Source organism: Shewanella sp. SM29 (assembly GCF_025654245.1).
Classification (GTDB): Bacteria; Pseudomonadota; Gammaproteobacteria; order Enterobacterales; family Shewanellaceae; genus Shewanella; species Shewanella oncorhynchi.
Genome location: NZ_JAKKRN010000013.1, coordinates 17,364 through 42,618, shown reverse-complemented (window position 1 = coordinate 42,618; position 25,255 = coordinate 17,364). Strand labels below are relative to the sequence as shown.

At 44.1% G+C, this 25,255-nt stretch carries 22 protein-coding genes, 1 other RNA gene and 1 pseudogene; 10 read left to right on the top strand and 14 right to left on the bottom strand.

The annotated features are described in order from the left end of the window. Positions 1-2 precede the first annotated feature (2 nt). Both L5L77_RS10925 and L5L77_RS10920 read left to right on the top strand, forming a co-directional pair. Positions 3-1,667: a methyl-accepting chemotaxis protein gene (locus L5L77_RS10925; protein ID WP_212599701.1), complete on the top strand. Its 1,665-nt coding sequence runs from the start codon at positions 3-5 to the stop codon at positions 1,665-1,667. A 218-nt stretch (positions 1,668-1,885) separates the two neighbouring features. Continuing rightward, positions 1,886-2,065, top strand: a complete 180-nt coding sequence (locus tag L5L77_RS10920; protein ID WP_028759324.1) for a DUF6435 family protein — start codon at positions 1,886-1,888, stop codon at positions 2,063-2,065. A 31-nt stretch (positions 2,066-2,096) separates the two neighbouring features. Here L5L77_RS10920 and L5L77_RS10915 read toward each other — a convergent pair whose 3' ends face one another. Beyond that, positions 2,097-2,513 carry a ribosome recycling factor family protein gene (locus tag L5L77_RS10915; protein WP_173496738.1) on the bottom strand — a complete coding sequence of 139 codons (417 nt, stop codon included), beginning with the start codon at positions 2,511-2,513 and terminating at the stop codon, positions 2,097-2,099. Between the two features lie 430 nt (positions 2,514-2,943). Beyond that, complete coding sequence (locus tag L5L77_RS10910) at positions 2,944-3,831, bottom strand: LysR family transcriptional regulator (protein ID WP_263181921.1); 888 nt, start codon at positions 3,829-3,831, stop codon at positions 2,944-2,946. A 99-nt stretch (positions 3,832-3,930) separates the two neighbouring features. Between L5L77_RS10910 and L5L77_RS10905 the strand changes: the two genes are divergently transcribed. The 3 genes from L5L77_RS10905 to L5L77_RS10895 all read left to right on the top strand — a co-directional run bounded on the left by L5L77_RS10905 (position 3,931) and on the right by L5L77_RS10895 (position 5,867). Continuing rightward, positions 3,931-4,554, top strand: coding sequence for a short chain dehydrogenase (locus tag L5L77_RS10905; RefSeq protein WP_212599698.1), 624 nt, complete (start codon positions 3,931-3,933; stop codon positions 4,552-4,554). A 151-nt stretch (positions 4,555-4,705) separates the two neighbouring features. Further along, positions 4,706-4,951 (top strand): DUF3297 family protein, encoded by a 246-nt coding sequence (locus tag L5L77_RS10900; RefSeq protein WP_006080205.1) that lies wholly within the window; start codon positions 4,706-4,708, stop codon positions 4,949-4,951. A gap of 385 nt (positions 4,952-5,336) precedes the next feature. After that, positions 5,337-5,867 carry an SMI1/KNR4 family protein gene (locus L5L77_RS10895; protein ID WP_173496734.1) on the top strand — a complete coding sequence of 177 codons (531 nt, stop codon included), beginning with the start codon at positions 5,337-5,339 and terminating at the stop codon, positions 5,865-5,867. Between the two features lie 189 nt (positions 5,868-6,056). On the opposite strand, the gene thrS is transcribed toward L5L77_RS10895, so the two are convergent. After that, positions 6,057-7,295 carry a threonine--tRNA ligase gene (gene thrS / locus L5L77_RS10890; RefSeq protein ID WP_263182007.1) on the bottom strand — a complete coding sequence of 413 codons (1,239 nt, stop codon included), beginning with the start codon at positions 7,293-7,295 and terminating at the stop codon, positions 6,057-6,059. A gap of 237 nt (positions 7,296-7,532) precedes the next feature. On the opposite strand from thrS, the pseudogene L5L77_RS10885 reads away from it, so the two are divergent. Next, positions 7,533-7,601: pseudogene (locus tag L5L77_RS10885) on the top strand (DUF3297 domain-containing protein); the annotation flags it as partial. Positions 7,602-7,662: 61 nt separating this feature from the next. On the opposite strand, the gene L5L77_RS10880 reads toward L5L77_RS10885, so the two are convergent. Next, complete coding sequence (locus L5L77_RS10880; protein WP_251073360.1) at positions 7,663-8,478, bottom strand: substrate-binding periplasmic protein; 816 nt, start codon at positions 8,476-8,478, stop codon at positions 7,663-7,665. Between the two features lie 328 nt (positions 8,479-8,806). Between L5L77_RS10880 and L5L77_RS10875 the strand changes: the two genes are divergently transcribed. After that, positions 8,807-9,367, top strand: coding sequence for a DUF2726 domain-containing protein (locus L5L77_RS10875; protein WP_263161444.1), 561 nt, complete (start codon positions 8,807-8,809; stop codon positions 9,365-9,367). A 495-nt stretch (positions 9,368-9,862) separates the two neighbouring features. Here L5L77_RS10875 and L5L77_RS10870 read toward each other — a convergent pair whose 3' ends face one another. From L5L77_RS10870 to L5L77_RS10825, 10 genes are all read right to left on the bottom strand, one after another. Next, positions 9,863-11,182 (bottom strand): SGNH/GDSL hydrolase family protein, encoded by a 1,320-nt coding sequence (locus L5L77_RS10870; RefSeq protein ID WP_263222711.1) that lies wholly within the window; start codon positions 11,180-11,182, stop codon positions 9,863-9,865. A gap of 464 nt (positions 11,183-11,646) precedes the next feature. Continuing rightward, positions 11,647-12,312 carry a retron Ec78 anti-phage system effector HNH endonuclease PtuB gene (gene ptuB, locus L5L77_RS10865; protein WP_263222709.1) on the bottom strand — a complete coding sequence of 222 codons (666 nt, stop codon included), beginning with the start codon at positions 12,310-12,312 and terminating at the stop codon, positions 11,647-11,649. Beyond that, the gene (ptuA, locus tag L5L77_RS10860; RefSeq protein WP_263222707.1) at positions 12,309-14,054 is read right to left on the bottom strand and encodes a retron Ec78 anti-phage system effector ATPase PtuA; all 1,746 of its coding nucleotides are present in this window, start codon (positions 14,052-14,054) and stop codon (positions 12,309-12,311) included. The genes ptuB and ptuA overlap by 4 nt, the downstream gene beginning before the upstream one ends. After that, the gene (locus tag L5L77_RS10855; RefSeq protein ID WP_263222705.1) at positions 14,038-14,967 is read right to left on the bottom strand and encodes a retron St85 family RNA-directed DNA polymerase; all 930 of its coding nucleotides are present in this window, start codon (positions 14,965-14,967) and stop codon (positions 14,038-14,040) included. The genes ptuA and L5L77_RS10855 overlap by 17 nt, the downstream gene beginning before the upstream one ends. 667 nt (positions 14,968-15,634) lie before the next feature. Next, entirely contained in the window at positions 15,635-18,523 is a 2,889-nt protein-coding gene (gcvP, locus tag L5L77_RS10850; protein ID WP_263222704.1) for an aminomethyl-transferring glycine dehydrogenase, read from the bottom strand. Between the two features lie 122 nt (positions 18,524-18,645). Beyond that, positions 18,646-19,035: a glycine cleavage system protein GcvH gene (gene gcvH, locus L5L77_RS10845; RefSeq protein WP_011845766.1), complete on the bottom strand. Its 390-nt coding sequence runs from the start codon at positions 19,033-19,035 to the stop codon at positions 18,646-18,648. 25 nt (positions 19,036-19,060) lie between these two features. Further along, positions 19,061-20,155, bottom strand: a complete 1,095-nt coding sequence (gene gcvT / locus L5L77_RS10840; RefSeq protein WP_263163559.1) for a glycine cleavage system aminomethyltransferase GcvT — start codon at positions 20,153-20,155, stop codon at positions 19,061-19,063. A 253-nt stretch (positions 20,156-20,408) separates the two neighbouring features. Next, positions 20,409-21,632, bottom strand: coding sequence for an FAD-dependent monooxygenase (locus L5L77_RS10835; protein ID WP_263222703.1), 1,224 nt, complete (start codon positions 21,630-21,632; stop codon positions 20,409-20,411). A gap of 42 nt (positions 21,633-21,674) precedes the next feature. Beyond that, entirely contained in the window at positions 21,675-22,916 is a 1,242-nt protein-coding gene (ubiH, locus tag L5L77_RS10830; RefSeq protein WP_263181905.1) for a 2-octaprenyl-6-methoxyphenyl hydroxylase, read from the bottom strand. Between the two features lie 179 nt (positions 22,917-23,095). Continuing rightward, positions 23,096-23,671, bottom strand: a complete 576-nt coding sequence (locus L5L77_RS10825; protein WP_105252998.1) for a UPF0149 family protein — start codon at positions 23,669-23,671, stop codon at positions 23,096-23,098. A 235-nt stretch (positions 23,672-23,906) separates the two neighbouring features. On the opposite strand from L5L77_RS10825, the gene L5L77_RS10820 reads away from it, so the two are divergent. From L5L77_RS10820 to L5L77_RS10810, 3 genes are all read left to right on the top strand, one after another. Continuing rightward, entirely contained in the window at positions 23,907-24,209 is a 303-nt protein-coding gene (locus L5L77_RS10820; protein WP_105250206.1) for a cell division protein ZapA, read from the top strand. Between the two features lie 117 nt (positions 24,210-24,326). Beyond that, a non-coding RNA gene (gene ssrS / locus L5L77_RS10815) (6S RNA) lies at positions 24,327-24,507 on the top strand. Between the two features lie 9 nt (positions 24,508-24,516). Continuing rightward, entirely contained in the window at positions 24,517-25,215 is a 699-nt protein-coding gene (locus L5L77_RS10810) for a 5-formyltetrahydrofolate cyclo-ligase (protein ID WP_263181904.1), read from the top strand. The last annotated feature ends 40 nt before the right edge of the window (positions 25,216-25,255 follow it).

The window sequence follows — 25,255 nt, the reverse complement described above, 5'->3', positions numbered from 1 at the left end:
GCATGTCTAATTTCAGCCTACGTAATAAATTACTGCTGTTGTCGTTATTCCCTTTAATTTTTACTTTGTTCGTACTCATGACAGTTTCTTACTATGTCGAAAAAGACGCCCTTGCAGATGAGGTGACGACCTTTAGAACTAAGCTCATCGGTGAACGTAAAACACAAATAAAAGAAGCCACCGAAATTGCCGCAGGAATAGTGCAGTATCAATTGTCTTTAAAAGAAAATGGCAATGTAAACCAAGCGCTACGTGATATCCGTTTTGGCAGTTCTGGTTACTTCTTTATTTACGACTCCCAAGGTAAAAACCTGTTCCATGCCGTCATGCCCAACCTCGAAGGGCAAAATAAAATTGATATGACAGATCCCCGCGGCACTAAAATCATTGTCGGTTTACTCGATGCCGCTAAAAAAGGGGACGGTAACTTCTCGTTCTACTTTCAAAAACCCAATACCAATGAGCAAATTGAAAAAATCGGTTACTCCATGATGATCCCTGGCACAGACTGGATGCTAGGCACGGGAGTCTATATCGATGATATCGACACTGTCGTTGAGGATTATCGTGCGACGGTCACTGAGCAGATGATCGAAAAATCCTATGCCATTCTGTTAATTGCGCTGTTACTCGCCGCGATTACTGTCGCTGTTATTCTGATCACTGCCCAACGTATGGTCGCGCCCATTAAAAATATGGCGAATAACTTAAACGATATCGCTAAAGGCGAAGGCGATTTAACCAAACGTCTTATTGTTAAAGGTGAAGATGAAATTGCACAATTAGGTCAATCCTTTAACCTGTTTGTCGATAAACTCCAAACCATCATAGGCGATGTGGCAAACGCGACGGCTAAAGTTAAAACCGCCGCCAACGCGATTCACGATCAAACCAAAGTCATGTCGAGCCAACTCATCAGCCATAACAATGAAACTGATCAAGTGGTTACCGCTATTACTGAAATGTCAGCCACCGCCAGCGAAGTAGCGCAAAATACCACGCAAGTGGCTGAAGCGACTCACGCTGCCACTGGCGATGTAGCCAATGCTCAGCGCTGCGTCGATGCTTCTTTAGAAGAAATTTCGGCACTCATGGCGCAAATCAACAATGCGGCGGGCAGTATTCAATCCTTGAGCGAACAGTCTAAAAAAATCAACAACGTGCTGTCAGTGATTGGCGGTATTGCTGAGCAAACTAACCTATTGGCATTAAATGCCGCCATCGAAGCTGCCCGCGCCGGAGAACAGGGCCGAGGCTTTGCCGTGGTGGCCGATGAAGTGCGTAACTTAGCGAGCCGAACGCAATCAAGCACTTTAGAAATCAACGAGATGCTAACTGAACTGCACAAGCTTGTGGCGCTAGCGGTGAAAACGATGGAAGAAAGTCAGCAAAGCTGCGTACGCTCGGTAGACTCTTCCCGTGCAATTTCTGAAAGCCTAGGCTCAGTGACATCGGCGGTCACGGCAATTAACGACATGAGCACCCAAATTGCGACTGCTGCCACGGAACAAAGCTCTGTAACCGAAGAAATCAACCGTAATGTGTTCGCCATCCAAGAGATTGTGAATGAGTTACTCCATTCCAGCGAAGATGCTGCCAGAGTCAGCCAGACCGTGTCGCAGGAAGGAATTAACTTAGGTAAGCTCGTCGGTCAGTTTAAGATTTAAAAATATTTTCAATGGGTTGCAAGCTAAATAAGACATCGCAACCCATTGGTTTGCTGAAAATGTAAGATAAGGTCTCAGCCTTGCTGAGGCCGGATGGCAGTGGAATTGAAGGATTGTGGATTGGAAGTTGAAGGCACAGCTTTTAATTTCAAAAAGTAAAACCTAAATCCCATTGCCTACGTATATAAGCCCAAATACCCAATCCAATAGAAATGGCCATGTTCTCAATATTTAAGAAAAATCCCTTAAAAAAATTAACTCAGCAATATAACGCCAAGCTTGAACAAGCTATGCATGCCCAGAGAAAAGGCGATATTAGATCCTACTCAATGCTGACCGCTGAAGCCGAGCAAATCGAAAATCAAATAAAAGTGTTAGAAACAACAAGCCATAAATAAACCTTCAAAGCAAAAACACTCAGCAGACAAACTACCAAGAGTCAGCTTGAAAACGTGCCAATCTGGCCTCTGTGACTGTGCATTGAGTCAATTGCATCAACTCACCTAAGGTAATCGCAGGATTGTCTGTGATAAGCCGAATCAGCTTAGCGTCTAATGGTTCAAGTTTGTCCGCATGTTGCAGCAAGGCTGACTCCAACTTTTTGATAAGATAACCAAACTGGCCATCTTTAGCTGTTAACTGCTGCGCCAGCAATGGCTCACTTTGTAAATGCGCACAGCAGGATTGGATCTTGATCGCCGCGCCAACCATGCACCAATTTCTCGAACGCCGCACACGCTTAAGCTCGCAATCATATTGAGCTGCAATCGCTTGAGCTTGTTTAACCGCCTCCCGCCCAATTCGATGAATCAGCGAGGGCAGCGAGATACTAATGTCGTCGTTCATAACGCTTGGTTCATCGCCGCTCTTTTATGCCTGCATGGGAAAAGCCTGCTCGACTTTACATTCAAATACAAAAATTCAATGCACGGCAGTGTACTCTGACTCACTTTATTCTAAAAGCTCCGCCCCCTGCCGGATAAGATTTGATGCGATGACGCTTTGATACCAATCGTATTAAATATCTGTTCATTCAGCGGGAGTTCAACGCGCTTTAGACAAGGCGAAGGCTTGAAGGCATAGTGGTGCTCTGTCGAAAGCCTTAAACGCAGTATAAAGCGTGTTGAAACCCGCCCTTCGGGAGCCTCACAGGCATCCCACTCCCGTGTTGCATTGACTTAAAAGGGAATGACCATTTCTGCGTCAATGCGCCTTGGATTGAAATGCCTGTGAGGCTCTGAACTGATTAGATATTTAATGTGATTGGTATGACTCATTAACCCACATATTTTGAGTGAGTTTCGCACCAAGTTTGTAGCTTATGTTGTAAATCGCGCAGCTTCTTTGGGTAATGGCTCTGCTTGGCATAAACCATATACAACTCATGTGGATAGCATTGCCATTGGGGAACGAGCAAAGTGAGTTTGTGCTGAGCGATATCCTCCTCTACCAAATAATAAGGCAGGCTAGCGATACCTGTACCACTCAAAGTAAGAAGATGTGTAGTGGCATAGTTTGAACTGCACAGTGCAGGCTCAAAAGTGAGCGTGAGACTGTCCCCCGCGAGTGGTTCAAACACCCACTGTGTTTCGCCCGAAGACAATAGACGATAATGGCGTAAATCATCAGGGTGACGAACTTCTGCGGCTGCGGAATGTGCGGGCGAAACCACTAAGACATGACGAATTCTGCCAAGATATCTGGCGATCAGATTATCGCTGTGCGCAATGCTTGTTCTTAAGGCGAGATCAAACTTACCGAACTCAACATCTTGAACATTCTGCTCAAAACACAGTTCGAGTTTCACTTGAGGATACGCAGCAATAAACTGAAGCAGCATAGGACTCAGCAATTTTTTGCCCAGTTCCGTTGGAGCTGTGAATTTTAAAGTGCCACAGGAGTCCTGCGTTAAATCCTGCACTAAACGTCCAGCTTCATTGGCCAGCCTCTCGATTTCGCAGGCTTTACCATATAACGCTTGCCCTGCTTCGGTCATTGATACTCGCCGCGTGGTTCGGTGGAGTAATTGACAACCCATTTCATCTTCAAGGGATTTAACATGGCGCGACACTAAGCCTTTAGATGCGCCGAGTTGTTCAGACGCAGCGCTAAAACTGTGCATTTTGGCAACCAGCATAAATGACTGCAGATGAGTGAGATTCATCAATTAAGCCTATTAACGAAACAATGTAGTGATTATATGCGCTTTTTCTATTTAATTAACCAGACTATCCTCAATTCGTATTCAATTTAGGAGCATGTCATGAAAATAGTCGTAGTGGGTGCATCAGGCACAATCGGACAAGCCATAGTCCGCTTATTTCATTCAACTCAGCATGAAGTTATTCAGGTAGGGCGAACAACGGGGGATGTCCTGATAGACATTCGGGATGAACATTCACTCCATCAAGGGCTAGAAAAAATCGGTAAAGTCGATGCAATGATTTCGGCCATGGGTGATGTCGTGTTTAAACCCTTTAACGCTATGACTCAAGCAGACTGGTATACAGGGCTCCAAAGTAAGTTATTGGGGCAAATACAGTTAGTGCAAATAGGTAGCCAATACCTCAACGCTGGGGGCAGTTTTACACTGACCAGTGGCATTATTGCCGATGTCCCAGTAAAAGATGGCATCAGTGCCGCCACAATCAATGGCGCACTTGAGCATTTTGTTACCGCCGTCGCGGGTGAATTACCTGCGCAGCAGCGGATAAACATTGTCAGCCCAACGGTATTAAGCGAGTCATTAGCGAGCTATCAGGACTATTTTCCCGGTTTTAGTGCAATCAATGCCGACATATTAGCCAAGGTTTATTTGCGCTCAGTCATGGGCAGAGAAAACGGCCGAGTGCTGAAAGCCTTTTCCAGCTGCGGCACAGTGTCTTAACAGCAGTGTCCTAACAGCAGTGTCCTAACAGGACAACCTAACCTTGTAACGCAAGGCGCGTAATCAGTCACTGTTAAAGTCTTGAGCGTTGCGCTGGGATTGCCTACAATAGCGCACGCTTTTTCACTATAGACAACGACAGATCACGACCATGACCGACACAACATCATTACCTGCTTTACCGGATCGCCTTTCCGTTAACCCACGCAGCCCACACCATGTGGCAGAAATTTTCGAGCACGATATCGGTATTAAGCTCAACGGCAAAGAGCGTTTTGATGTCGAAGAATATTGCATCAGTGAAGGTTGGGTAAAAGTGCCAAGCAAATCCTTAGACCGTCGCGGCCAACCTCTTTTGCTCACAGTAAAAGGCACAGTTGAAGCCTTTTATCGTTAAGCTTTAGCGCAAAGAGCAGGATCATAACAACGGCCAATCTAATTGGCCGTTTTTGTTTGCCCAGCAGCAAGTGATACTAACTCAATACTACTTGCTGAAACTGCACCAGTGTACTGGCCTACTATTCGGAACAGCTATTTAGTCGATTTTTGGCGAAATGGATTAAATCAAATAGCATTATGCATGCCTACTTATTTGAATATCATCAAGTTTATTTGGGGATTCGCTAGAGAAAGCGTTAGAGAGAGGAGAAATAGTTGATGTCTCGGTAACTCCAATATATAAAGGTCCTTCCAGAATATCGGCAGGTATAACAGTAAATGCTCAAGATAGTGATGGTTTCTTTGAAAGCATTGCTCTTCTTAATCCTCGTGGAATGTAGATCATGACCCTATCAGTATTAAATAGCATTTTAACTCCCCCTAACTTCCCTAATGAATCTGGGATTGGTAAAGTTTGGCCTTCTATAGATGAAGGTCTTAGTTTTCCCAGGGATTACATTGCGTTTATTAATCGTTATGGCACAGGAAGAATTGCCGATTTTATAGCGATATTCAATCCATTTACTACGAATTGTGACCTTGATTTTTTTGAGCAGAAGAAATCAATCATTGAGGATTTCAATTACCTTAATAATGAAGACCCAGAGTATTTTAAATATAACCTCTATCCAGAAATTAATGGCCTTTTACCAATAGGCGTAACGGATAATGGTGATTGCATATTTTGGGTTGTTTCCGATCTAAAAGACAGTGAGACATGGGGCACTGCAATAATCGCATCTAGATCGCCAGATGTAGAATATTTTGATGAAAATATAACCTCTCTATTGACTGGTTTATTGTTAAGAAAAATAAGATCAGGATCATTACCTAATAGTTTCCCTCCTAAAAATGTTACCTTTGAAAAAATTTAAACAAAAAATAAATGGTCATCCGCAATAAATCATGGACCGCCACGGCCAACCACTGCTACTCACAGTAAAAGGCACAGTTGAAGCCTTTTATCGTTAAGCCTTAGCGCAAAGAGCCGGATCATAAAATGAGTAAAGGCTAGCCGTGGGAACCCTAGCTAGCCTTAGATAACAAACACAGTCTTCCTTAGGTTATTGTTTGCGCACTAGTTTATCCGCAAGATAGTCAGCTAATTCAGCAAGAGGGATATGAGTCATCACACCGTCTTTGCGGCACTTAACTGACACACACTTCTCGGCCTCTTCTTTATCCCCAACCGTTAAGATATAAGGCACTTTTTGCTTGTGAAAGCGTTTCATTTTGCGGGCAACTGAGTTTTGACTGATATCAACCAACACTCGCATGTCTCGTGCTAAACATAGTGCGGCTAACTGACGGACAAATTGGCTGTTTGACTCATTTACAGAGGCAATAGCAACAGGTACAGGATGTAACCAAACAGGAAGGTTACCCTGTGAGACTTCCAAGAGAATCCCCAACCAACGCTCGATAGAGCCATACATAGCTTGGTGCATAATCACTGGCCGTTCGAATTCACCTTGCTCATTTGTGTACTGAACATCGAATCTTTCAGGCAAATTAAAATCAAACTGGATAGTGCCACACTGCCAGCGTCTTCCCATAGAATCTGTCAGTGACAGTTCAATTTTGGGACCATAAAAAGCCCCTTCACCAGCTTGATACTCAGCATCAAAGCCCTCAATCTGGCAGGCTGAATCCAATAGCTTTTGTGCTCGGCACCATTGCTCATCGCTGCCTAATGCCTTCTCAGGTTTAGTCGATATTTTTACGTCTAAATTATGGTAGCCGTAATCACCATAAACCTGCTTTGCACGCTGGAGAAAACCACGTATCTCCTCCTCTGCCTGAGACCAACAGCAAAAAACATGGGCATCATCCTGAGTGAACTGGCGTGCGCGCAGGCAACCATTTAACGAACCGGAGGATTCATTACGGTGCACCAAGCCAAACTCAAATAGCCGCAGAGGCAAATCTCTATGGCTATGTACTCCGCGCTTAAACAGCAAAATATGGGCAGGACAAGACATGGGTTTTAAAACATATTCATCGATGTTTTCCTTTCCGCCACCGAAAAACATGTTCTCTGCAAACATGTCCATATGCCCAGACGTTTGCCATAACTCCTTCTTCATAAAAACAGGCGTGTTCACCTCTTCAAAACCATTTCTACGGTACACGCGCCTCATGTGCTCTTGAATATCTCGAAATAATGCCCAGCCATTAGGGTGCCAAAAAATCATGCCCGGCGCCTGTGGTTCAGAGTGAAATAGGTCAAGTTGTTCTGCAATTTCGCGATGTGTTTTCATCATTCTCTCCTGAGTAAAATCTGAGTAAAATCTGAGCGAAATACAAAACCAAGGTATAAAAAAACCCTCTGGCGATTTCGCTCAGAGGGTTTTTTTAAAGACGCAAAAAACTACCCCCCGAGAATTCTCGTGGTGGTAGTGGTGGTGTTAATTGCGCTTACGTATATTTTTTTCATGCGCCAGTAATAACAAATCATCCCTATCGCAGCAAGCATTTTGTTTATAAAAAAATAAATGGCAGACAAAATAAAGACAAAATAAATGGCCATCCATAATGAATTATTAGACCGTCGCGGCCAACCTCTTTTGCTCACAGTAAAAGGCACAGTTGAAGCCTTTTATCGTTAAGCTGTAGCGCAAAGAGCGGGATCATAACAACGGCCAATTAATATTGGCCGTTTTTGTTTGCCTATTCTACTTCTGCGGCTAAACCATAGGCCTGGTAAATCTGTTTTACACGGCCCGATGCAGCCATATCAAGCAGCGCCCGATTAAGTTCATCGAAAATAGCAGCATGGGTAGAGTTACGGGACATACCAAAATAATGTTCGATCCGATTCGACTGACGGTAATCGGCATAGCTAAAACGATCGTAACCGAGCTGCTTGAAGGCATTCTCAATGGCGGCACGATCGAGCACCACCATAGTGTCAAAACGCCCCATGATAAACATGCGAGCCATGTTTTCATCATCGGTAGACTCAATTTTACGTAGCGCGGGATCCGTATTAAAACGCTCAAAATAAACTGTGCCCCGTTTAACCCCTACAGTAAGCTGATACAAATCCTCATAGGACTTAATCCGTCCTTCCTCGCCGGCTTTTACGAGAAACAAAATATCGCGAGTCTGAGTGCCGATAGGACCAAGAAACCGTACAAATGCCTCTCGCTCTTCGTCTCGTATCGTGCGCGGCACAATGTCGACCGTGCCTACCCGCAACTCATGAATGCTGCGAGCAAAAGGACGCGCGCTCCATTCGACGCGATAACCGACCTTAGCCGCCGCTTCCTCAAGAATATCCTTTAACGGACTCGTCATAGTATTAGTTCGCTCATCAAGCACCATCTCAGGAGGACGATGCCGAAAATCGGCACGCAACACGTTAGAAAAAGTAGCCGATTGCACCTCAGCGGCGACAATGATGCCCGCAAAAAAACCACAACCAAGTACACACAAAATTGCGTAAACAGAAGGCAACGAAACAAGGATACTTTTAAAATACATAGAGATACCCGCAAATTTATATGTTGCATTTAGCATAACTCAAAAAATCGAAAACTAAAGTGCATAAAACATTAAAATAAATGGCCATCCATAATGAATCCTTAGACCGTCGCGGCCAACCTCTTTTACTCGCAGTAAAAGGTACAGTTGAAACGTTTTATCGTTAAGATGTATGCGTACTGATAATATCGGTACGACTGTTGATGTAGTGGCTAACAAGATGTGATCACTACACTCAGAGACTCATTATTTTTGGCATAAAAGTACTAGCAGCTAACGGATATGTACTTAGCAAGTTACAATGACAATACTAAACAAGGATGTAATGATGAATTCGAATCAATTAATACTTATCGGGCTGGGTTTGGCGATTATCATTTTCGTGCCGCTACTCTTACGCATTTTCACTAATCTGCTTATCCCATCTTCAGATAATAACTATCGCTACCGTAAACAAGACGCCCTATTTTCCAGTGCTGAACGCTCCTTTCTCGGGATATTAGATCAAGCTGTAGGCGAACAATTCCGAGTTTTGGGCAAAGTACGTATCGCCGACGTTATCACCCCAGAAAAAGGCATGAACCGCAAACACTGGCAAATTGCCTTTAATAGAATTTCAGCCAAGCACTTCGATTACTTACTCTGCGACAAAAATACACTTGAAGTTATCGCCGCCATCGAACTCGACGATAAAAGCCATAAGCAAACACGTAATCAGCAACGCGACCTCCTCATCGAGCAAGCCTGCGAAAGCGCCAAACTGCCATTAATCCGCTTCAATGCCAAACGCAGCTATCAGCTAGAGCTTATTCGCAGCACTATACATGCAGCCTTACCAGCAAAAACTCACGCAGCTGAAGAGTCGCCAATCATACTGACCGCGGACTAAACATAAACTAAATCCATGAACACTACACATCCTGAGTTTGAGGATGTTAAGCTTGACTCGATTTTTTACCCTTATGCTGCTTTTTGAATTCATGTACATCATGTAAGCGGGCAGCGCTTACTCGTCTAACAGCGCTTGAGATTTAAAGCGGCCTTCCCCAAACGCACCTTTAATACTTGTCTTAACGATTGGCCTTGTGAGCAATTCCTTCAATAAAACAAAGCATAAGCTAGCTAATACTACTTAGCAGCTCATTCTACTCGGCGAGCAACACGTCAAGTAACATGATTTCACCACAGTTCAAAGTATCAGCATTATTCGGGCAATTTAAAAGCGGTGCTAAAAAATGCAAAAAGATGTGGCTTTACTGGCTTAAATTATAACTGACTCAATTTACTCATGGAGGTAAAGCAGCTTTGACTGGCTTACCTCCATATTATTGATTATTTAGAGATATATTTAACCAAAATATCTTACTCGCCGACTATTCGCCTGTTAATGACGATTAAAAAAACCTGTTTCAATAATCTTATCCGCAAAAACTTTATGCACGGCAGTCGTTGGATGAGTGATCCCCCAAAACAGATACTTATCAGAGCCATAGTAGGCACAATCTTTTGTTAAGCTGTGTGACAACAAATAATCCTTACTACTATCTCTATTGATATCTAAGCAAGCATCTGTGACATTAACAAAACCATACTCTTTAGGATTTTGAATAATTTCATCGAAGATAGAATGAGCATCAAACAACACTAGATCTATACCTTTTGCTTGATACAACAGAGCCTGCTGTTTAATAAAACCATTGAACTCTTCAATTTTTGATTTTATTTTTACAATGTTTTCTTGAGTAGAATACTTGAACTGTGGTGCGCGCGTAGCATCGGGCAACGTGAATAAAATAATATGCAGAGCTCCGCCTTCATCAACTAAACGTTTTAACCCATCACTTAAATTCTGACTCACATCTTTAACCTCACGATCATAATTCATAAAATCATTAAGTCCAATTTCAAGTGTAAATAACGTATTTGCAGGCTGGTAATTTTCAGCCTTTTTTAAATAATGAAAATAGGATTGTATTTGATGACCTAAACCGGGAATAATCTTATATTCATCAATACCTGCTGCCCCGCCAACAGACCAATTATACAGAGGAATATTCTGCGATTTAGCTAAATATTCCGGCCATACAAATCCATTAGAAAAATGACCTAAAAACCAAGAGTTAGGATTTGGAAATCGCCACTCAGAACCATTAAATAGATTTCCCGTATCAGACAAACTATCCCCAAATGCGATAATTTTGTTAATTTTATTCCCTTGATCCGCCTTATCTTGCGTCCAGATAGTCTGATTAAATGACAATTTTTCATTAGCAGCAAAGAAGGTAATGTCTGCGACTTCGTTGCTTGAAACGCCTAATGTATCGACACACCGTTGCATGATTTCATCTTGTGACGTCTCTGTATAAAACATATTTTTACCCGAAAGCTTATGTCTCCAAGCGCCTTGAATAGAATAATATTCATCACTGTCCTTTTGCTTTGCCCATCTATGTTCAGTTGCAGGATTATTATGCGTTTGATCTAATCTATACCAACAACGAATATAAGTATGACTGTGACCAGCTTCCAAATGGTTATCTGGACCATCTGTCTCATCTATATCATCTATCTCATCGATATCCGCAGATCTAAGCGTTTCCAATATGCTAGTTTGGCTCTCCATATCATCCTTAAACGTTTCATTAGCAGCCCAAGCAGCTGAAAAAGGTAGGGTTAATGAAAAAAATAATAAAGCCTTATTCATACATTTCCTTAACAAAAATAAAATCAACACATATAAATTGGCCATAAAGTTAAAATTGAGAAACCTAGTCATTCAACAGACTAATAAGTTTTTTCACAGCCAATATCAGAATAAATATTAAGTATGGGAGAATAATGATAAAAAACTCAAAAAAATATTATAATTAGTATGTTGACACTTAAAACTGGTCCGATGAGGAAGTATAAAATATCCTTACTACGGGCAGTTATTTACATTAAGTGATTAATCTTGTTTAACACTTGTGTAGATCTGCAAGTTTAGTAAGTAAAAAGAGCAGCATCTAAAAATGCGACGCGAGAAATGATGCCTATCAGATCTTTTCCCCAGAGTAACTTGTATACAAGTTGTTATTTAAAATACGTTTTTGTGATAAAGCGCATTGATTAAACCGTATAGAGCGGGTTAATGGGTGGCATGATTTACGCGACTATAAACCACAACATCTAAAGCCAGATAATAGCTTGCTTAACCGCCGTTCTATGTGCCACTGTCCTCGCCTCATCTTTAACATAGTAATATTCTTCTAATACATCTTCATCAAGAGTATCTAATAGCTCTAAGAATGGCATTATACGTGCTTGAAACAAGTTAATTTGGGTTTCCCTAGCAAGCTTAAGTTCCGAAGCATTTAGGTTCAAGGCTCGAATAGTCTCTTCAGCCCTATTAATCTTAACGTCATCGAGACCATCTTTAGTTTTTATTTTACCACTAGGTAAAAATTGGAAGTACTCCTCTGGGTCATCAATATCTGGTTTTAAAATCAAATTTGGATCATATTGGCGTGCTATCCCTCCTTCTAAAATTTGATCTTTATAATGCCCGCAGTGAGTTGTTGAAGAGCAGCATCCAAATAAGTTGCTCCATGTAAATGTTAACCCCCTATATCTAGGCTCTCCTTTGTGGTAAAAGTGCTCAATATGACCAGAGGCTTCTCCTTGAAATGCATCTGATTCACAATACGCACAGAACTTGTCTTGAAACTTATAAATTTCTGTCCAGACTTGAGCTTTTCGTCTCTTCTTATTCATATCCTCCCATGTATGAATGGTAGGTGAAAGGGTGGTTAAACAAACAGGAGAGCTTGCTAAAGAGCGATCGAGTCTCTTCATGTACCCTTCCTTTCATTCTTCTTTAGTTGAACTCGTTCTTTCATTTCAAAGATTTTTATTTTATTCACGCAATCAAGAATAACTGGATGCTCCTCTCCAAAATGAGAGTTTAGTTTTATTAATAACAATTCTGCTTCGCTTTTTCGACCTAACAATAAGAGTTCAGCAAAATGGTCAACTTGACGAGCTTCTTCTATATCAGGTACAGAGTCAGTCCCCATGATGTTACCTAAGATATCCGCACTTCTGACCCCCTTAGTTTGAAATTTAGGCGGTACAGATTGTATGTTCCCGTATTCATCCTGGATAAATTGTCTGATACATGATTTATCCACAGTTGACAAAATTTGCGGGCTATGAGTTGTTAAAATAAATTGAATATTTGGAAACGTCTTCGTAAGAGAAATAATTATTTCCTGTTGCCACTTGGGGTGAAGATGTAATTCCACTTCATCTATCAATACTATACCCTGCCCCAACAAAGGATCCTCTAAGGAAGGATTTAACATAATCAGTCGACGAGCTATATCAGCGATAACAGAGAGTAGAACATGTTGCCCTTGAGATGTTTGGAATATATTTACGACGACCCCATCAGTTTCAACTTTTAGTTCTACTCTACCAGAACTTTTGTCCACAAATATATCCGTAAACCCTGGAATAGTTGAAATTATTGCACTTTTTACTACATCTAAATTTTTGATATGAACTTCCCTATTCAGGAAGTCAGAATAGTGCTTTTCATATTCTAATTTTGCAGTAAGGAATATATCTAAAAGATCACTATCTTCTTTATCTGCTCCCGCTACAGTTAATGCATCAAGCCTCTTTTTAGCTGTTTCTAGTAACGCCTTCAAACCGTCTCCGGCAAGGTTATTAAGCATCATAAACCATTCAGAAAAATCGCTAAAATTCCCTGTTCCATCTATAGAGTTTTCATATGCATCAAACCTAGAGCCTGTAGAAACAGAAGATATTTTTTCGGGAGCAAATGTTTTATTAGACTTAATATTAGTTCTATTTACAGAGTAGCTAACTAAAATTGGAAGATTTTGCTCCGATTTATTATGAGTTAGATTGTAATCGTTTATAATTCTATACAACCCACCTAATTCTTCTAGTGCTTCTAACTCACTGTTTTTAGAGTCCTTTGCGCCCTTCGCTGTCTTACACAGAGAAGCTATATATTCTGAATGTTCACCAATTTTAATTTGAACGTTAACCTCAGAATATGTCCGTGAACTAATATTAACATCGAGATCAGTGACGAGTTTTCCTCGACCACCTTTTTTAACAATATTACTAGCAACCCAACTAATAGCTTTTGATATTCCATCAATTATTGTTGTTTTACCAGAGCCATTGTCACCAATGATTACGGTTAACTTATTATCAAATTTAACTTTTAAATGTTTAAATTTCCTAAAGTCAGAAAATGTTAAATTTGCTAAATGAACTTTATTATCTACAGACCTACTATTACCAAGTGAGGATGACTTATTAATCTCACGCTCACACTCTAACAAATATTTACTAGCTAATTCCGGATTATTTTCGATTATATAATCTAAACTCCCATCAGCACTCTTTTCACTGACTCCATTCTCAAACAATAAATATAACTTATAACCAGCTGAGACATCGCCCTTATTAAATCTTCTTTCCAAATCAGTAATATCTTTCTTACTTTTATTAACTTTATTATCTCTGACTTCTTTAGCTTCTTTAGCTTCTTTGTTCATTTTTCGCCTCGAAAATTTCTTTCATCACAGAGTTTGAATATTTTTTACTTAATGAATCTAAAAAAAGTGGCTCTACATGTTTTGCAAATGACAGAAGGCCTTGTAAATGCTTTATCTCGTCATCATCCAATTTTTTAAGCTTAAATTGGTGAACTTTATGTTTGATATACCTTTTACGCTCACGTCCGAGAGATAAAGTTCCATTATTAGTGATAGTTATACCCGTAACATGACGATTATGAGCTTTTGAAGAAAATGCAGTCTTACTTTGATTAATTGAAAAATCGCCAGAGAAATGCTCTTGTAGTAAATGTTCGACTTTTGAGGGAAGCGAGAACAGAATATCTTTCGAATTAGTAGAGAAAGTTAAATCGTCGGCATACCTGGTATAAGAAATTCTTTCCCCTTTACAGTATTTAGTAAGAGCTTCATCAAAATAGAACATGCAAAAATTAGATACCAGAGGTGAAGTTGGAGCCCCAACACTGAGTACTAACCTGCCTTTTAAATTCCAAAAAAGTAGCTTTTCAATCCATATTTGATCTGTTTTACAAGGTAAATCACCTGCTTTTGAACAAACATTCCAAAATAATGATGGTGTAATACTATTAAAAAAATTTTCTAAATCAAGCTTTAATAAGTAAGAGTGCTTTCGATGAGCTAAAGCATTATCTTTAATACTTTTTCCTCTTCTGTATGCCGTTGCACTATCGTGCACTGGTAGGGGTAAAAGTGACTCAAACTGTCGTTGATATTCTTTTAATTCTTTGGAAGGCTGCGCTATAACCCGAAAACCATGCTTTCGCTTTGGAATACGGTAAACCTTATACCGCTCTGGAGCTGAGTATAAAAAGCTCTCAACCTCACTCCTAGAGCTTCCAAGTTCTTGCGCTAATCGTTCAGTGAATGTCATCTTATCCTCATAAAAAAGCCCAAGGTAAAAAACCCTTGGGCTTAACTCTTTACTATAAGGTATGCGAGGTCTACGCATCCCAAAGGAGGAACGAGTTTGGGATGCGTAGACCTCGCATCGAAAACCGTTCAATAAATTTGAGTCTGGCTAATCACCCGACTAGACGAAATACGTCTTAAGCTAAAGAGCATTTTAATTTTACTTCAACCAATTTGGATACACAACCTACCTTTATCGGGTCAATTTAATGCAGAGTAGATAGAAGTAACACAAGGAGAGAAAAATATATTCAGCTTTTATGAAAAAAAGTTAGCCTCGCTAAACATTATTTGCTAAAAGACAGGACTGGCATAACTCTCCCCTCAACTGTTACACCAGATCAGGCATTGTTACACCAGTGACCTTCTAAAACATGGATGTTTTAGTAGAGCTTACAGGGATGTATTTACAGCGAGTCACTGGTGTAACAGTGCGAGAGCCTGCGGCAGGCAATTAGCAGCACAGTGCTATCAGCGACTTAAAAGTTAATTAGCGCCTTATGACAATCCACAACAAGATTTTAGGTAATAAAAAAGCGACCCCAAGGTCGCTTTTTAACGTTCATAATTGCGTTGCTGCCGAAGCTAACTCTTAGCAAGGGCTTGCTGTCGCAAGCCCAAACCAGTAATTACTCGTAGTCTGATAATGGTGCACACGAACACATCAAATTACGGTCGCCGTACACATCATCAATACGATTCACGGTTGGCCAGAACTTGTTAGTACGTACAGCTGCACTTGGGAACACGGCCACTTCGCGGCTGTATGGACGCGTATCGAACTCTGGATCCATGATATCGGCCATAGTGTGCGGTGCGTTGTGCAGCGGGTTGTTGTCCGCAGGCCATTCGCCCGATTCCACTTTGGCGATTTCAGCGCGGATTGACACCATAGCGTCGATGAAACGATCGAGTTCCACCTTAGACTCAGATTCCGTTGGCTCAATCATCAGGGTTCCCGCAACGGGGAAGCTCATGGTTGGCGCATGGAAACCGTAGTCATTCAAACGCTTAGCGATATCCATTTCGGTCACGCCTGAGGCTTCTTTCAGTGGACGTAGGTCGATAATACATTCGTGCGCGACGCGATCGTTACGGCCACGGAACAATACTGGGTAGTGTTCAGACAGCTTCTTCATCACATAGTTAGCGTTTAACAGCGCAGTTTGGGTCGACTTTTTCAGGCCCTTTGAACCAAGCAGCTTAATGTACATCCAGCTGATCGGCAGAATGCCCGCGCTACCGTAAGGTGCAGCCGATACGGCGCCGTTGTTGTCGCTCACGCGGCCCGGTTTAACCACAACGTGACCCGCAACGAATGGGGCTAAGTGTGATTTCACGCCGATTGGGCCCATACCTGGACCACCACCGCCGTGTGGAATCGCGAAGGTTTTGTGCAGGTTAAGGTGTGATACGTCGGCACCGATAAAGCCAGGAGACGTTAAGCCGACCTGAGCGTTCATGTTGGCGCCATCTAAATACACTTGACCGCCGTGCTGATGCACTATGTTGCAGATTTCGCGGATAGATTCTTCATACACACCGTGGGTCGATGGGTAAGTGATCATGATGCAAGACAGGTTTTCAGCCACTTCGGCAGCTTTCGTCTTCAGATCTTCTAAATCGACGTTACCTTGCTTATCACAGGCCGTCACCACCACTTGCATACCGGCTAATTGTGCCGATGCTGGGTTAGTACCGTGGGCAGATTGCGGGATCAAACAGATGTTTCTGTGCGCATCGCCGCGTGACTCATGGTATTTCTTGATGGCTAACAAGCCAGCGTATTCACCTTGAGCGCCAGAGTTAGGTTGGATACACACAGCGTCGTAGCCTGTAATGTTCACTAACCAAGTCGACAACTCTTCAATCAACTGAGTAAAGCCTTTGGCTTGATCCAGTGGGCTGAATGGGTGCATGTTGGCAAATTCAGGCCAGCTCACAGGGAGCATTTCAACCGCTGCGTTTAACTTCATGGTGCATGAGCCCAGTGAAATCATCGAGTAGTTAAGAGCTAAATCTTTGCTTTCGAGACGTTTGATATAACGCATCATCTCGGTTTCGCTTTGATAGCGATTGAAGGTTGGGTGACTTAAAATCGCATCTTGGCGCACGAGTGCCGCCGGAATCGATGGGCTACCTTGGCTCACGATTTGCGCGTCTAACGCGGCAACATCTAAACCATGGCCAGCACCTAAGATCACATCGAACAGGGCTTCGATATCTGTGCGTAATGTGGTTTCGTCTAAGCTCACGCCCACAATACCATCGGCATCGAAACGTAGATTCATTTCAGCAGCCAGTGCGCGTGCATTGACGGCAGCAACATCTAAGCCTTTGATGCTAACAGTATCAAACCAAGTGCTGTTGACTAAGTTCACGCCCTTCGCTTTTAAGCCTGCCGCTAAAATGTCGGCGAAACGGTGAATGCGTGATGCGATAGTTTTCAGGCCATCTGGGCCGTGGAATACGGCGTAGAAAGACGCCATATTCGCCAACAGAATTTGTGCAGTACAAATGTTTGAGTTGGCTTTTTCGCGGCGGATATGTTGCTCACGAGTTTGCATTGCCATACGCAGTGCGCGGTTACCACGGGCGTCTTTTGACACACCAATGATACGGCCAGGCATAGAACGTTTGTGCTCGTCACGGGCAACGAAGAAGGCCGCGTGTGGACCACCAAAGCCCATTGGCACGCCAAAACGCTGTGCACTACCAAATACCACATCGGCACCCATAGCGCCCGGTGATTTCAGTAATACCAAAGACATAATGTCGGCGGCGACAGTCACAACCACATTCTTCGCACGCAGAGTTGCGAATAATTCAGTGAAGTCAGTGATTTGACCGAAACGGTTAGTATATTGGAACAAAGCACCAAACAGCTCATGGTTAACGGCCTCAGATGCAGGGCCAACCACCACTTCAAAACCAAAACACTCAGCGCGGGTTTTCACTACGTCTAAGGTTTGCGGGAACACATCATCAGCAACGAAGAAAATATTGGCTTTTTTCGCTTTAGAAACGCGCTTTGCCAGCGCCATTGCTTCGGCAGCAGCAGTTGCTTCATCTAATAAAGAAGCAGAAGCCAAATCTAAACCCGTTAAGTCCATCGACACTTGTTGGAAGTTTAGAATGGCTTCTAAACGGCCTTGGGCGATTTCTGGCTGATATGGCGTGTAAGCCGTGTACCAACCTGGGTTTTCAAATACGTTACGCAGGATCACGTTTGGCACTTGAGTGCCGTAGTAACCCATGCCGATATAGCTCTTAAATACTTGGTTTTGTTTCGCTAAACCACGAATGTAAGCAATGCCTTCGGCTTCGCCGCAGGAATCACCAATGCTCAGATCTTGGCTTAAACGGATCGACTCAGGCACAATTTGCGCGGTCAGATCGTCCAGAGACTCAGCACCAACATAGTTCAGCATGGCTTGCTGTTGGCTGCTATCTGGGCCGATATGACGACGTAGGAATAAATCGTGCTGTTCTAACTGAGTGAGGGTTTGCTTGGTCATGATAAACCTTGTTCCAGATTTGCCGAAATTCAGAACTGTAGGGTACTGATTAACGGACTGTTGTTATGTCAATCTTGCGCTAAAACAAACGAAGCCCCTTAGGGCTTCGTTAGCGTCGACGATTATTCTTCGTCGATGACAGCTTGGTAGCCTTCAGCATCCAGCAGAGCGTCGACTTCTGATTCGTCAGAAGGCATTACGCGGAAGAACCAGCCTTCGCCGTAAGCACTGCTGTTAACGAGTTCTGGCGAATCTTCCAGCGCTTCGTTCACGGCAATCACTTCACCAGAAATGGGGGCATAAATGTCAGACGCCGCTTTTACTGATTCAGCTACAGCACAGTCTTCACCCGCAGTCACAGTGTCGCCAACTTCTGGGAGTTCAACGAAAACCATGTCACCTAACAGCTCTTGGGCGTGCTCAGTGATACCTACTGTGTAGCTACCGTCTTCTTCCTTGCGGATCCATTCGTGTGAAGAGGCGTATTTCAGTTCTGTCGGAATATTGCTCATTGTTCTTGTTCCTTGTTCCGTTTTTTTAAAATGCTTGTTTACCGTTGCGCACAAAGTTTGGCGCCACTACTCTAACAGCCACACGTTTTTTACGCATTTCGACTTCCGCAGTATCCCCAATCGAGCTAGGAACACGTGCCATCGCAATAGAATAGCCCAATGTTGGCGAGAAAGTCCCGCTGGTGATCACGCCTTGTTGCTCTACACCGGCTGCGTCGGTGAAAAATACTGGCATATCATGGCGTAACACGCCCTTTTCTTCCATCACTAGACCAACAAGTTTGCTGGTTCCGGCATCGCGAAGTGTTTCGAGGGCTTTACGGCCGATGAAGTCACGGTCGTTTGGTTCCCATGCAATAGTCCAGCCCATGTTGGCGGCTAATGGGTTGATGGTTTCGTCCATGTCTAAGCCGTAAAGGTTCATACCGGCTTCGAGACGCAGCGTGTCACGGGCACCGAGACCACAAGGTTTAACCCCTTGATCTAACAATGCTTGCCACAAGGCTTGGGCTTCATCTTCTGGGACGATAATTTCGTAGCCCGCTTCGCCAGTGTAACCCGTAGTCGCAATAAACAGTGAGCCAGCTTGCTTACCGAAGAAAGGTTTCATACCTTCGATGGCGGCGTTTTGCTCGGCACTGAACACGGCAGCGGCTTTCGCTTTTGCGTTAGGACCTTGAACGGCAATCATCGCCAGCTCAGGACGCTCAGTCACAGTGACATCAAAACCTTGGGATTGCTTGGCGATCCAAGCGAGATCTTTTTCGCGGGTCGCTGAGTTCACTACCACGCGGTAGTTAGTGTCAGTGAGATAATAAGTGATGAGGTCGTCGATGATACCGGCATTATCATCTAACATGCCGCTGTATAAGGCTTTACCTGGCACTTTAAGTCTAGCCACATCGTTCGCCAGCAACTTACGTAGAAATGCACCAGCGTCGCTACCTATCACATCAACCACAGTCATGTGGGATACGTCGAACATACCCGCGTCTTGACGCACAGCGTTGTGTTCTTCGATTTGTGAACCATAGTTGAGGGGCATATCCCAACCGTGGAAGTCGACCATCTTAGCGTTTGATTCTAAGTGCTTGTTAAACAGAATAGTTTTGTTAGCCATTGTTATCCCTTTTTGCGGCCTTTTTCAGGTCTCTGCCTAGTGTAGGGTGTAGATACTAGGGTCTAAAATGCGGCGAAATTATACCTTGCGTCACAAATTTGTATACAGGAGATTTTTCTAATCCGAAGCCATTGTCATTAGATTTTCTCATCTTCAACATGTAATTTTTTTACATGCGAAGGCCAGATTTGCGCACTATAGTACCAATGCGCTGATATTTTCAGCAATTCTGATCACATTAGCGCAACCTAGGCTAACGGCACAACTTAGGCAGTGCCGACTTATTGCCCATGGCCTGTTGTATGAACACTGTTTTCAGCCCAGCGACATTATCAACGAGATTTAATCCCAGATCGCGAATCGCCTTTTTGACTGGGTTTGAACCTTCGAATAGGCGTTTAAAGCCCTCCATCGCCGCGATCATCTCCATTGCATCGGCTTTGCGCCAACGTTCCAGTGCACGCAGCTGCGCATAATCGCCGATATCTTTACCCGCTTGCTGTAATTCGCTGATCACTTCGATAATGCTGGCCGCATCTAAAAAGCCGAGGTTCACCCCTTGGCCAGCCAGCGGATGAATAGTATGGGCAGCATCGCCTGCTAATACTAAACGGTGACGGGCAAAATGGCGGGCGTAGCGCATCCGTAATGGAAAAGCGTGGCGCTCGCTTTCCAGCTTGCAAATCCCTAAACGACCGTCGAAAGCCGCAGTTAAGTTGCGCTCAAATTGCACTTTGTCCATCGCCAATAATTCAGTGGCGCGCTCAGGCGGCACCGACCAGACGATAGAGCAGAGATTGTCTTCATACAGAGGTAAAAATGCTAGCGGGCCGTCCTGCAAAAACACTTGGCGGGCGGTGGCAAGGTGTGGCATTTCGGTACGAATAGTTGCGACGATTGCGTGGTGGCCGTAATCCCAGAATGTCAGCGGGATCTTGCATTGCTCGCGCACCCAAGAGTTGGCGCCATCGGCGGCTATCACAAGTGCAGCACTGACACTTTCTATGTCAGAATCGCCGCCATTGGCAAGGGTCAACCAAGCTTCGCGCTCACCAAAAGCAATGCGCTCTATGCGTTGGTTTTGAATATGGGTGATATTGTCAAACTCACTGGCGCGTTTGGCGAGGGCAAAGCTAATGGCATCGTTTTCGATAATCGCGCCGAGACTGGTTTCGCTGATGCTGTTGGCATCAAAGGCAATTTTACCGAAACCATCTTTATCCCATACCGACATTTTTTGATAAGGCGTGGCGCGGGAGGTGTCTAAATAACTCCATGCCCCTAAGTTTTCTAACAAGCGCTGGCTCGCCTTATTGATTGCACTCACCCGTAAACGCGGCTCGCCGCTCACGGCCTCAGTGTGGCCCGCATCGATAACGACAACATTCAGATCGGCCTGCGCCAATCCAATCGCGGTGGCGAGTCCCACCATGCCGCCACCCACAATGGCGATGTCATAGGCTTGTGAACTTAACATGGGTACATCCTTTTCGCGTTGCGATACCAGTAAATTACTGAGTTATTTCCAGCCCATTGCCTTTTGAGCGACGGGGGTTTTCAGTGGCGGAAACCAAGACAAAAGCCGTAATCCTAAGTTACGCCCCAGCGCCATCGGCCAATATTGGTTTGAAAAGCCACGGACTAAAAATTCGATATTTCGGATAGTGCTGTTTCTGTCGTGCTCGCGGGCATTAAGGTACGCATGGGTCACAGCGGCGGAGCCGATATCTTCGCCCTGAGCTAGCGCCGTTTGGATCACCTCAAGCAAACTCACCACATCCCTCAACCCTAGGTTAAACCCTTGTCCCGCAATCGGATGCAGTGTCTGCGCCGCATTGCCGATAAACACACATCTGTGATGAATTGGCCTTGGCATATAGGACAAATTAAGCGGATACGCATGGCGCGCGCTGACATCGATAAACGTGCCCGCACGATAACCAAAGGCCTGTTGCAGCGCCGCTAAAAACTCAGCCTTAGGCGCGTCTTGCATCTGTTTAGCCCGCACATCATCGAGCGCCCACACGAGAGAAAAGCGAGGTTGACCTTGGCTATCAGCCATAGGCAATAACGCTAATGGACCCGTTTGGGTAAAGCGCTCATAGGCCCAATGTTTGTGAGGCCTATTGGTTGGCAAATCGGCGGTTTGAATATTGGCAATAATGGCCGTTTGTTCGAAGGCCACTTGAGTCACGGGCAAATTAAAACTGCTGCGCACTTTGGATTGCAAACCATCGGCTGCGACCACAAGTTTGGCTTGAATTCGCTCGCCCGTATCGAGCACTAAGGTGTGACCTTCAACGGCGGGTTCTACTTGGGCAAGCTTGGCGGGGCAATAGAGTTTGACACTACTCTTATTCAACTCGTTAAACAGCACTTGGCCAACCCGTTCAAGCTCAACCACTTGGCCTAGGGCATCTAAATGAAACTGCGCCGCATTGAGTTCTGTCATGCCAAAGTGGCCGCGATCCGACACATGGATATTTTCAATCGCCGTGCCCAAATGGGCGAGCTTTTGCCATAAACCTAAACGGGATAATTCGAAAATAGAACCATGGGCGATAGCAATAGAGCGGGCATCGAATCCGGGGTGTTGCTTATCGGGAAGGTGCGCTTCGATTAAGGCGATAGAAAGTGGCCGAGCTGCGGATAAAGAAAGACGCGCGAGAGCTAACGCTAGGGTCGCCCCCGCCATCGCACCGCCTACAATCGCGATGTCGACGTGTTGAACTGAAGTATCCATGTGATTTGTGGCCGTCATGGGGATCTCATTCAAGCTTTGGCATAACACTAAGGCATGTAAACATAAAAGATGTAAACATCAATGCTATGCACTCAAAAATACCAGTGCTATGGACTCAAAGGCAGGTTTGCCCACCTTTGACATCTAATTAAGCCACTACTGTGTTAACTTATTGAACATTAAACAACCGCGGTAAATTAATGCACCACCGCAGTATCGTCAGCCTCGCCATGGGGAAGCTCAGGACCAAACTCCGAGTAACACATGATGGCTGCAATACGTACAAACTCGAGTAATTCAGTGTAAGCGGCTTCGGATTCTTCATCGTCGGCAACATCAAATTCCACTTGGGCAATTTCCGCCAAGTCTTTGATCACTTCACGTACTTCTGCCGAGGCTTGATTCAGTTTCGGCTGAATAATCGCCATGCCAGTCAAAAAACTCTGGGTCCACAGGGACAAGGCTTCAACACGTTGGCTGAGCGGCTCTTCTTCTTCGGGCAACAGCGGCATGAAACCAAATTCAAAATCCACTAAACGCGTCACTGAATCGTTAAACAAATCACACACTAATTGGTGCAACTGCGCTGGCAAAGGTTGACCATCGTTCATCAGGTCGAATAAAGGCTTGATCCAAGTGTCGCCAGTTTGCTCTACACCACCGCAGATTAAACCGACTAAAGCACCGTGAACTTCTACCGGATGCTGGCCGATTTCAGCCGCATCTAAGGCGAGTTTTAAGCTGTCGATACGTAACGAAGGAGGGGTTGCCATATCAGATCCCAATAAGATTTTTCCAGCAGCAATGCTAGCAGAGATAAAGACTTGAACCAATACTGAATCCCAATAATGGCGAAATCGGCCACGCCCTGATAAAAAACTATCCAACTGCTCACACAAACAGCAAACAAAACCGTCAAAGACCAATCCATTTGCGGCTTACCTTGCACTTTTAAGATCAGCCCTATATAGTCCGCCCTAAGAGGCTAACGAAAGGATCACCCGCGACATGAGTAACAGTGCTGTTGAAATTACCCTACTTGGGCGCACCTACTCTATCGCTTGCCCGAAAGGTCAAGAGGATGCCTTACGTACGGTAGCGTTGGGAGTTGAACAACAACTCAGTGCGTTAAAAACCCGAACCAATAGCCTAAGCCGTGAAGAAATTGCGATTATGGCGGCGCTGAATATTGGACACGAGTTGTTCCAAGAAAAGCAAAAAAATAAGCACTACATGCAACAGATGGACGACAGGATCAGCTTGCTGCAGTCGACCCTCGAAAGTGCCTTAGTTGAGCGTTCAACTAAATAGATTTAAACTGTGCACCTTAGTGATTTAACACTCATTGAGTTAAACCAACTGACGCACAGTGAATGGCTAAACTGGCTTATTTAAATAAACCAATGCTTTAGCGATTCAATACCGTTTTGCTCCCTGGGATGCATGCCAACTGGTAATGTCCCTGTGCCGATAATTTTGAAATTAGGGTGAATGCTTTACTGACATTGTGCATGCTCGGCTTGTACCGAGAAGCCTTAGGAGGTAATCATTTACCCGCCTTGAACCTACGGTTCAAGGGCTACACCGGTAGCGGCATTCTGGGGAGCATCTTAATTCTATGTCTACATCTTCCAAACTTTCTCATTTGAATGCCCAAAGCGACACGGCGAACCTTGCCGTAGAAGTCGCTGATGCCGTAGATGTTGCAAGCTATGCGGCAAATATCGCACTCCATACAAAAGAAAGCCGCAATCTGTTACGCAAAGCCATTCGCACCGCCCGTAAATCTCTCTCCGAAATAGAACAAACCCAAGCAAGTTTAAACGCCTGCCAGCGAATGCTCGATGCATTGCAGGCCAACAAAGCGCAACATGTGGCATTATATCTCACCCATGATGGCGAACTCGCCACGCCACCGCTTATCGCTGCGCTGTGGCAAATGGGCATAAACACCTATCTGCCTAGGTTACATCCCTTCAATGCCGGACAATTATTATTCCTGCATTACACCGCAGACACCCCCATGCAACCCAATCAATTCGGCATCTTAGAACCTAAATTAGATGTGCGCACCATTATCCCAGTGACAGAGTTAGATGTGGTTATCACGCCCTTAGTGGCTTTTGATTTAATGGGGAATCGCATGGGCATGGGCGGCGGCTATTACGATAGGACGCTGGCAAACTGGCAGCTTAAAGGTAAACCTTTGCCTATGGGTTACGCCCACAACTGTCAGCAAGTGACGAGTTTACCCTGCGAGTATTGGGATGTGCCTTTGCCATTTATCATCACTCCAAGTCGGGTACTGACATTTTAAGCCATTGGTTGTTTTCGAAAAATCAAATCACTATTGGCCA

Bases quoted from the DNA above. Each gene is read 5' to 3' on its own strand.
- L5L77_RS10925 (WP_212599701.1), top strand. From the start codon at position 3: ATGTCTAATTTCAGCCTACGTAATAAATTACTGCTGTTGTCGTTATTC.
- L5L77_RS10920 (WP_028759324.1), top strand. From the start codon at position 1,886: ATGTTCTCAATATTTAAGAAAAATCCCTTAAAAAAATTAACTCAGCAA.
- L5L77_RS10915 (WP_173496738.1), bottom strand. From the start codon at position 2,513: ATGAACGACGACATTAGTATCTCGCTGCCCTCGCTGATTCATCGAATT.
- L5L77_RS10910 (WP_263181921.1), bottom strand. From the start codon at position 3,831: ATGAATCTCACTCATCTGCAGTCATTTATGCTGGTTGCCAAAATGCAC.
- L5L77_RS10905 (WP_212599698.1), top strand. From the start codon at position 3,931: ATGAAAATAGTCGTAGTGGGTGCATCAGGCACAATCGGACAAGCCATA.
- L5L77_RS10900 (WP_006080205.1), top strand. From the start codon at position 4,706: ATGACCGACACAACATCATTACCTGCTTTACCGGATCGCCTTTCCGTT.
- L5L77_RS10895 (WP_173496734.1), top strand. From the start codon at position 5,337: ATGACCCTATCAGTATTAAATAGCATTTTAACTCCCCCTAACTTCCCT.
- L5L77_RS10880 (WP_251073360.1), bottom strand. From the start codon at position 8,478: ATGTATTTTAAAAGTATCCTTGTTTCGTTGCCTTCTGTTTACGCAATT.
- L5L77_RS10875 (WP_263161444.1), top strand. From the start codon at position 8,807: ATGAATTCGAATCAATTAATACTTATCGGGCTGGGTTTGGCGATTATC.
- L5L77_RS10870 (WP_263222711.1), bottom strand. From the start codon at position 11,182: ATGAATAAGGCTTTATTATTTTTTTCATTAACCCTACCTTTTTCAGCT.
- ptuB (WP_263222709.1), bottom strand. From the start codon at position 12,312: ATGAAGAGACTCGATCGCTCTTTAGCAAGCTCTCCTGTTTGTTTAACC.
- ptuA (WP_263222707.1), bottom strand. From the start codon at position 14,054: ATGAACAAAGAAGCTAAAGAAGCTAAAGAAGTCAGAGATAATAAAGTT.
- L5L77_RS10855 (WP_263222705.1), bottom strand. From the start codon at position 14,967: ATGACATTCACTGAACGATTAGCGCAAGAACTTGGAAGCTCTAGGAGT.
- gcvP (WP_263222704.1), bottom strand. From the start codon at position 18,523: ATGACCAAGCAAACCCTCACTCAGTTAGAACAGCACGATTTATTCCTA.
- gcvH (WP_011845766.1), bottom strand. From the start codon at position 19,035: ATGAGCAATATTCCGACAGAACTGAAATACGCCTCTTCACACGAATGG.
- gcvT (WP_263163559.1), bottom strand. From the start codon at position 20,155: ATGGCTAACAAAACTATTCTGTTTAACAAGCACTTAGAATCAAACGCT.
- L5L77_RS10835 (WP_263222703.1), bottom strand. From the start codon at position 21,632: ATGTTAAGTTCACAAGCCTATGACATCGCCATTGTGGGTGGCGGCATG.
- ubiH (WP_263181905.1), bottom strand. From the start codon at position 22,916: ATGACGGCCACAAATCACATGGATACTTCAGTTCAACACGTCGACATC.
- L5L77_RS10825 (WP_105252998.1), bottom strand. From the start codon at position 23,671: ATGGCAACCCCTCCTTCGTTACGTATCGACAGCTTAAAACTCGCCTTA.
- L5L77_RS10820 (WP_105250206.1), top strand. From the start codon at position 23,907: ATGAGTAACAGTGCTGTTGAAATTACCCTACTTGGGCGCACCTACTCT.
- L5L77_RS10810 (WP_263181904.1), top strand. From the start codon at position 24,517: ATGTCTACATCTTCCAAACTTTCTCATTTGAATGCCCAAAGCGACACG.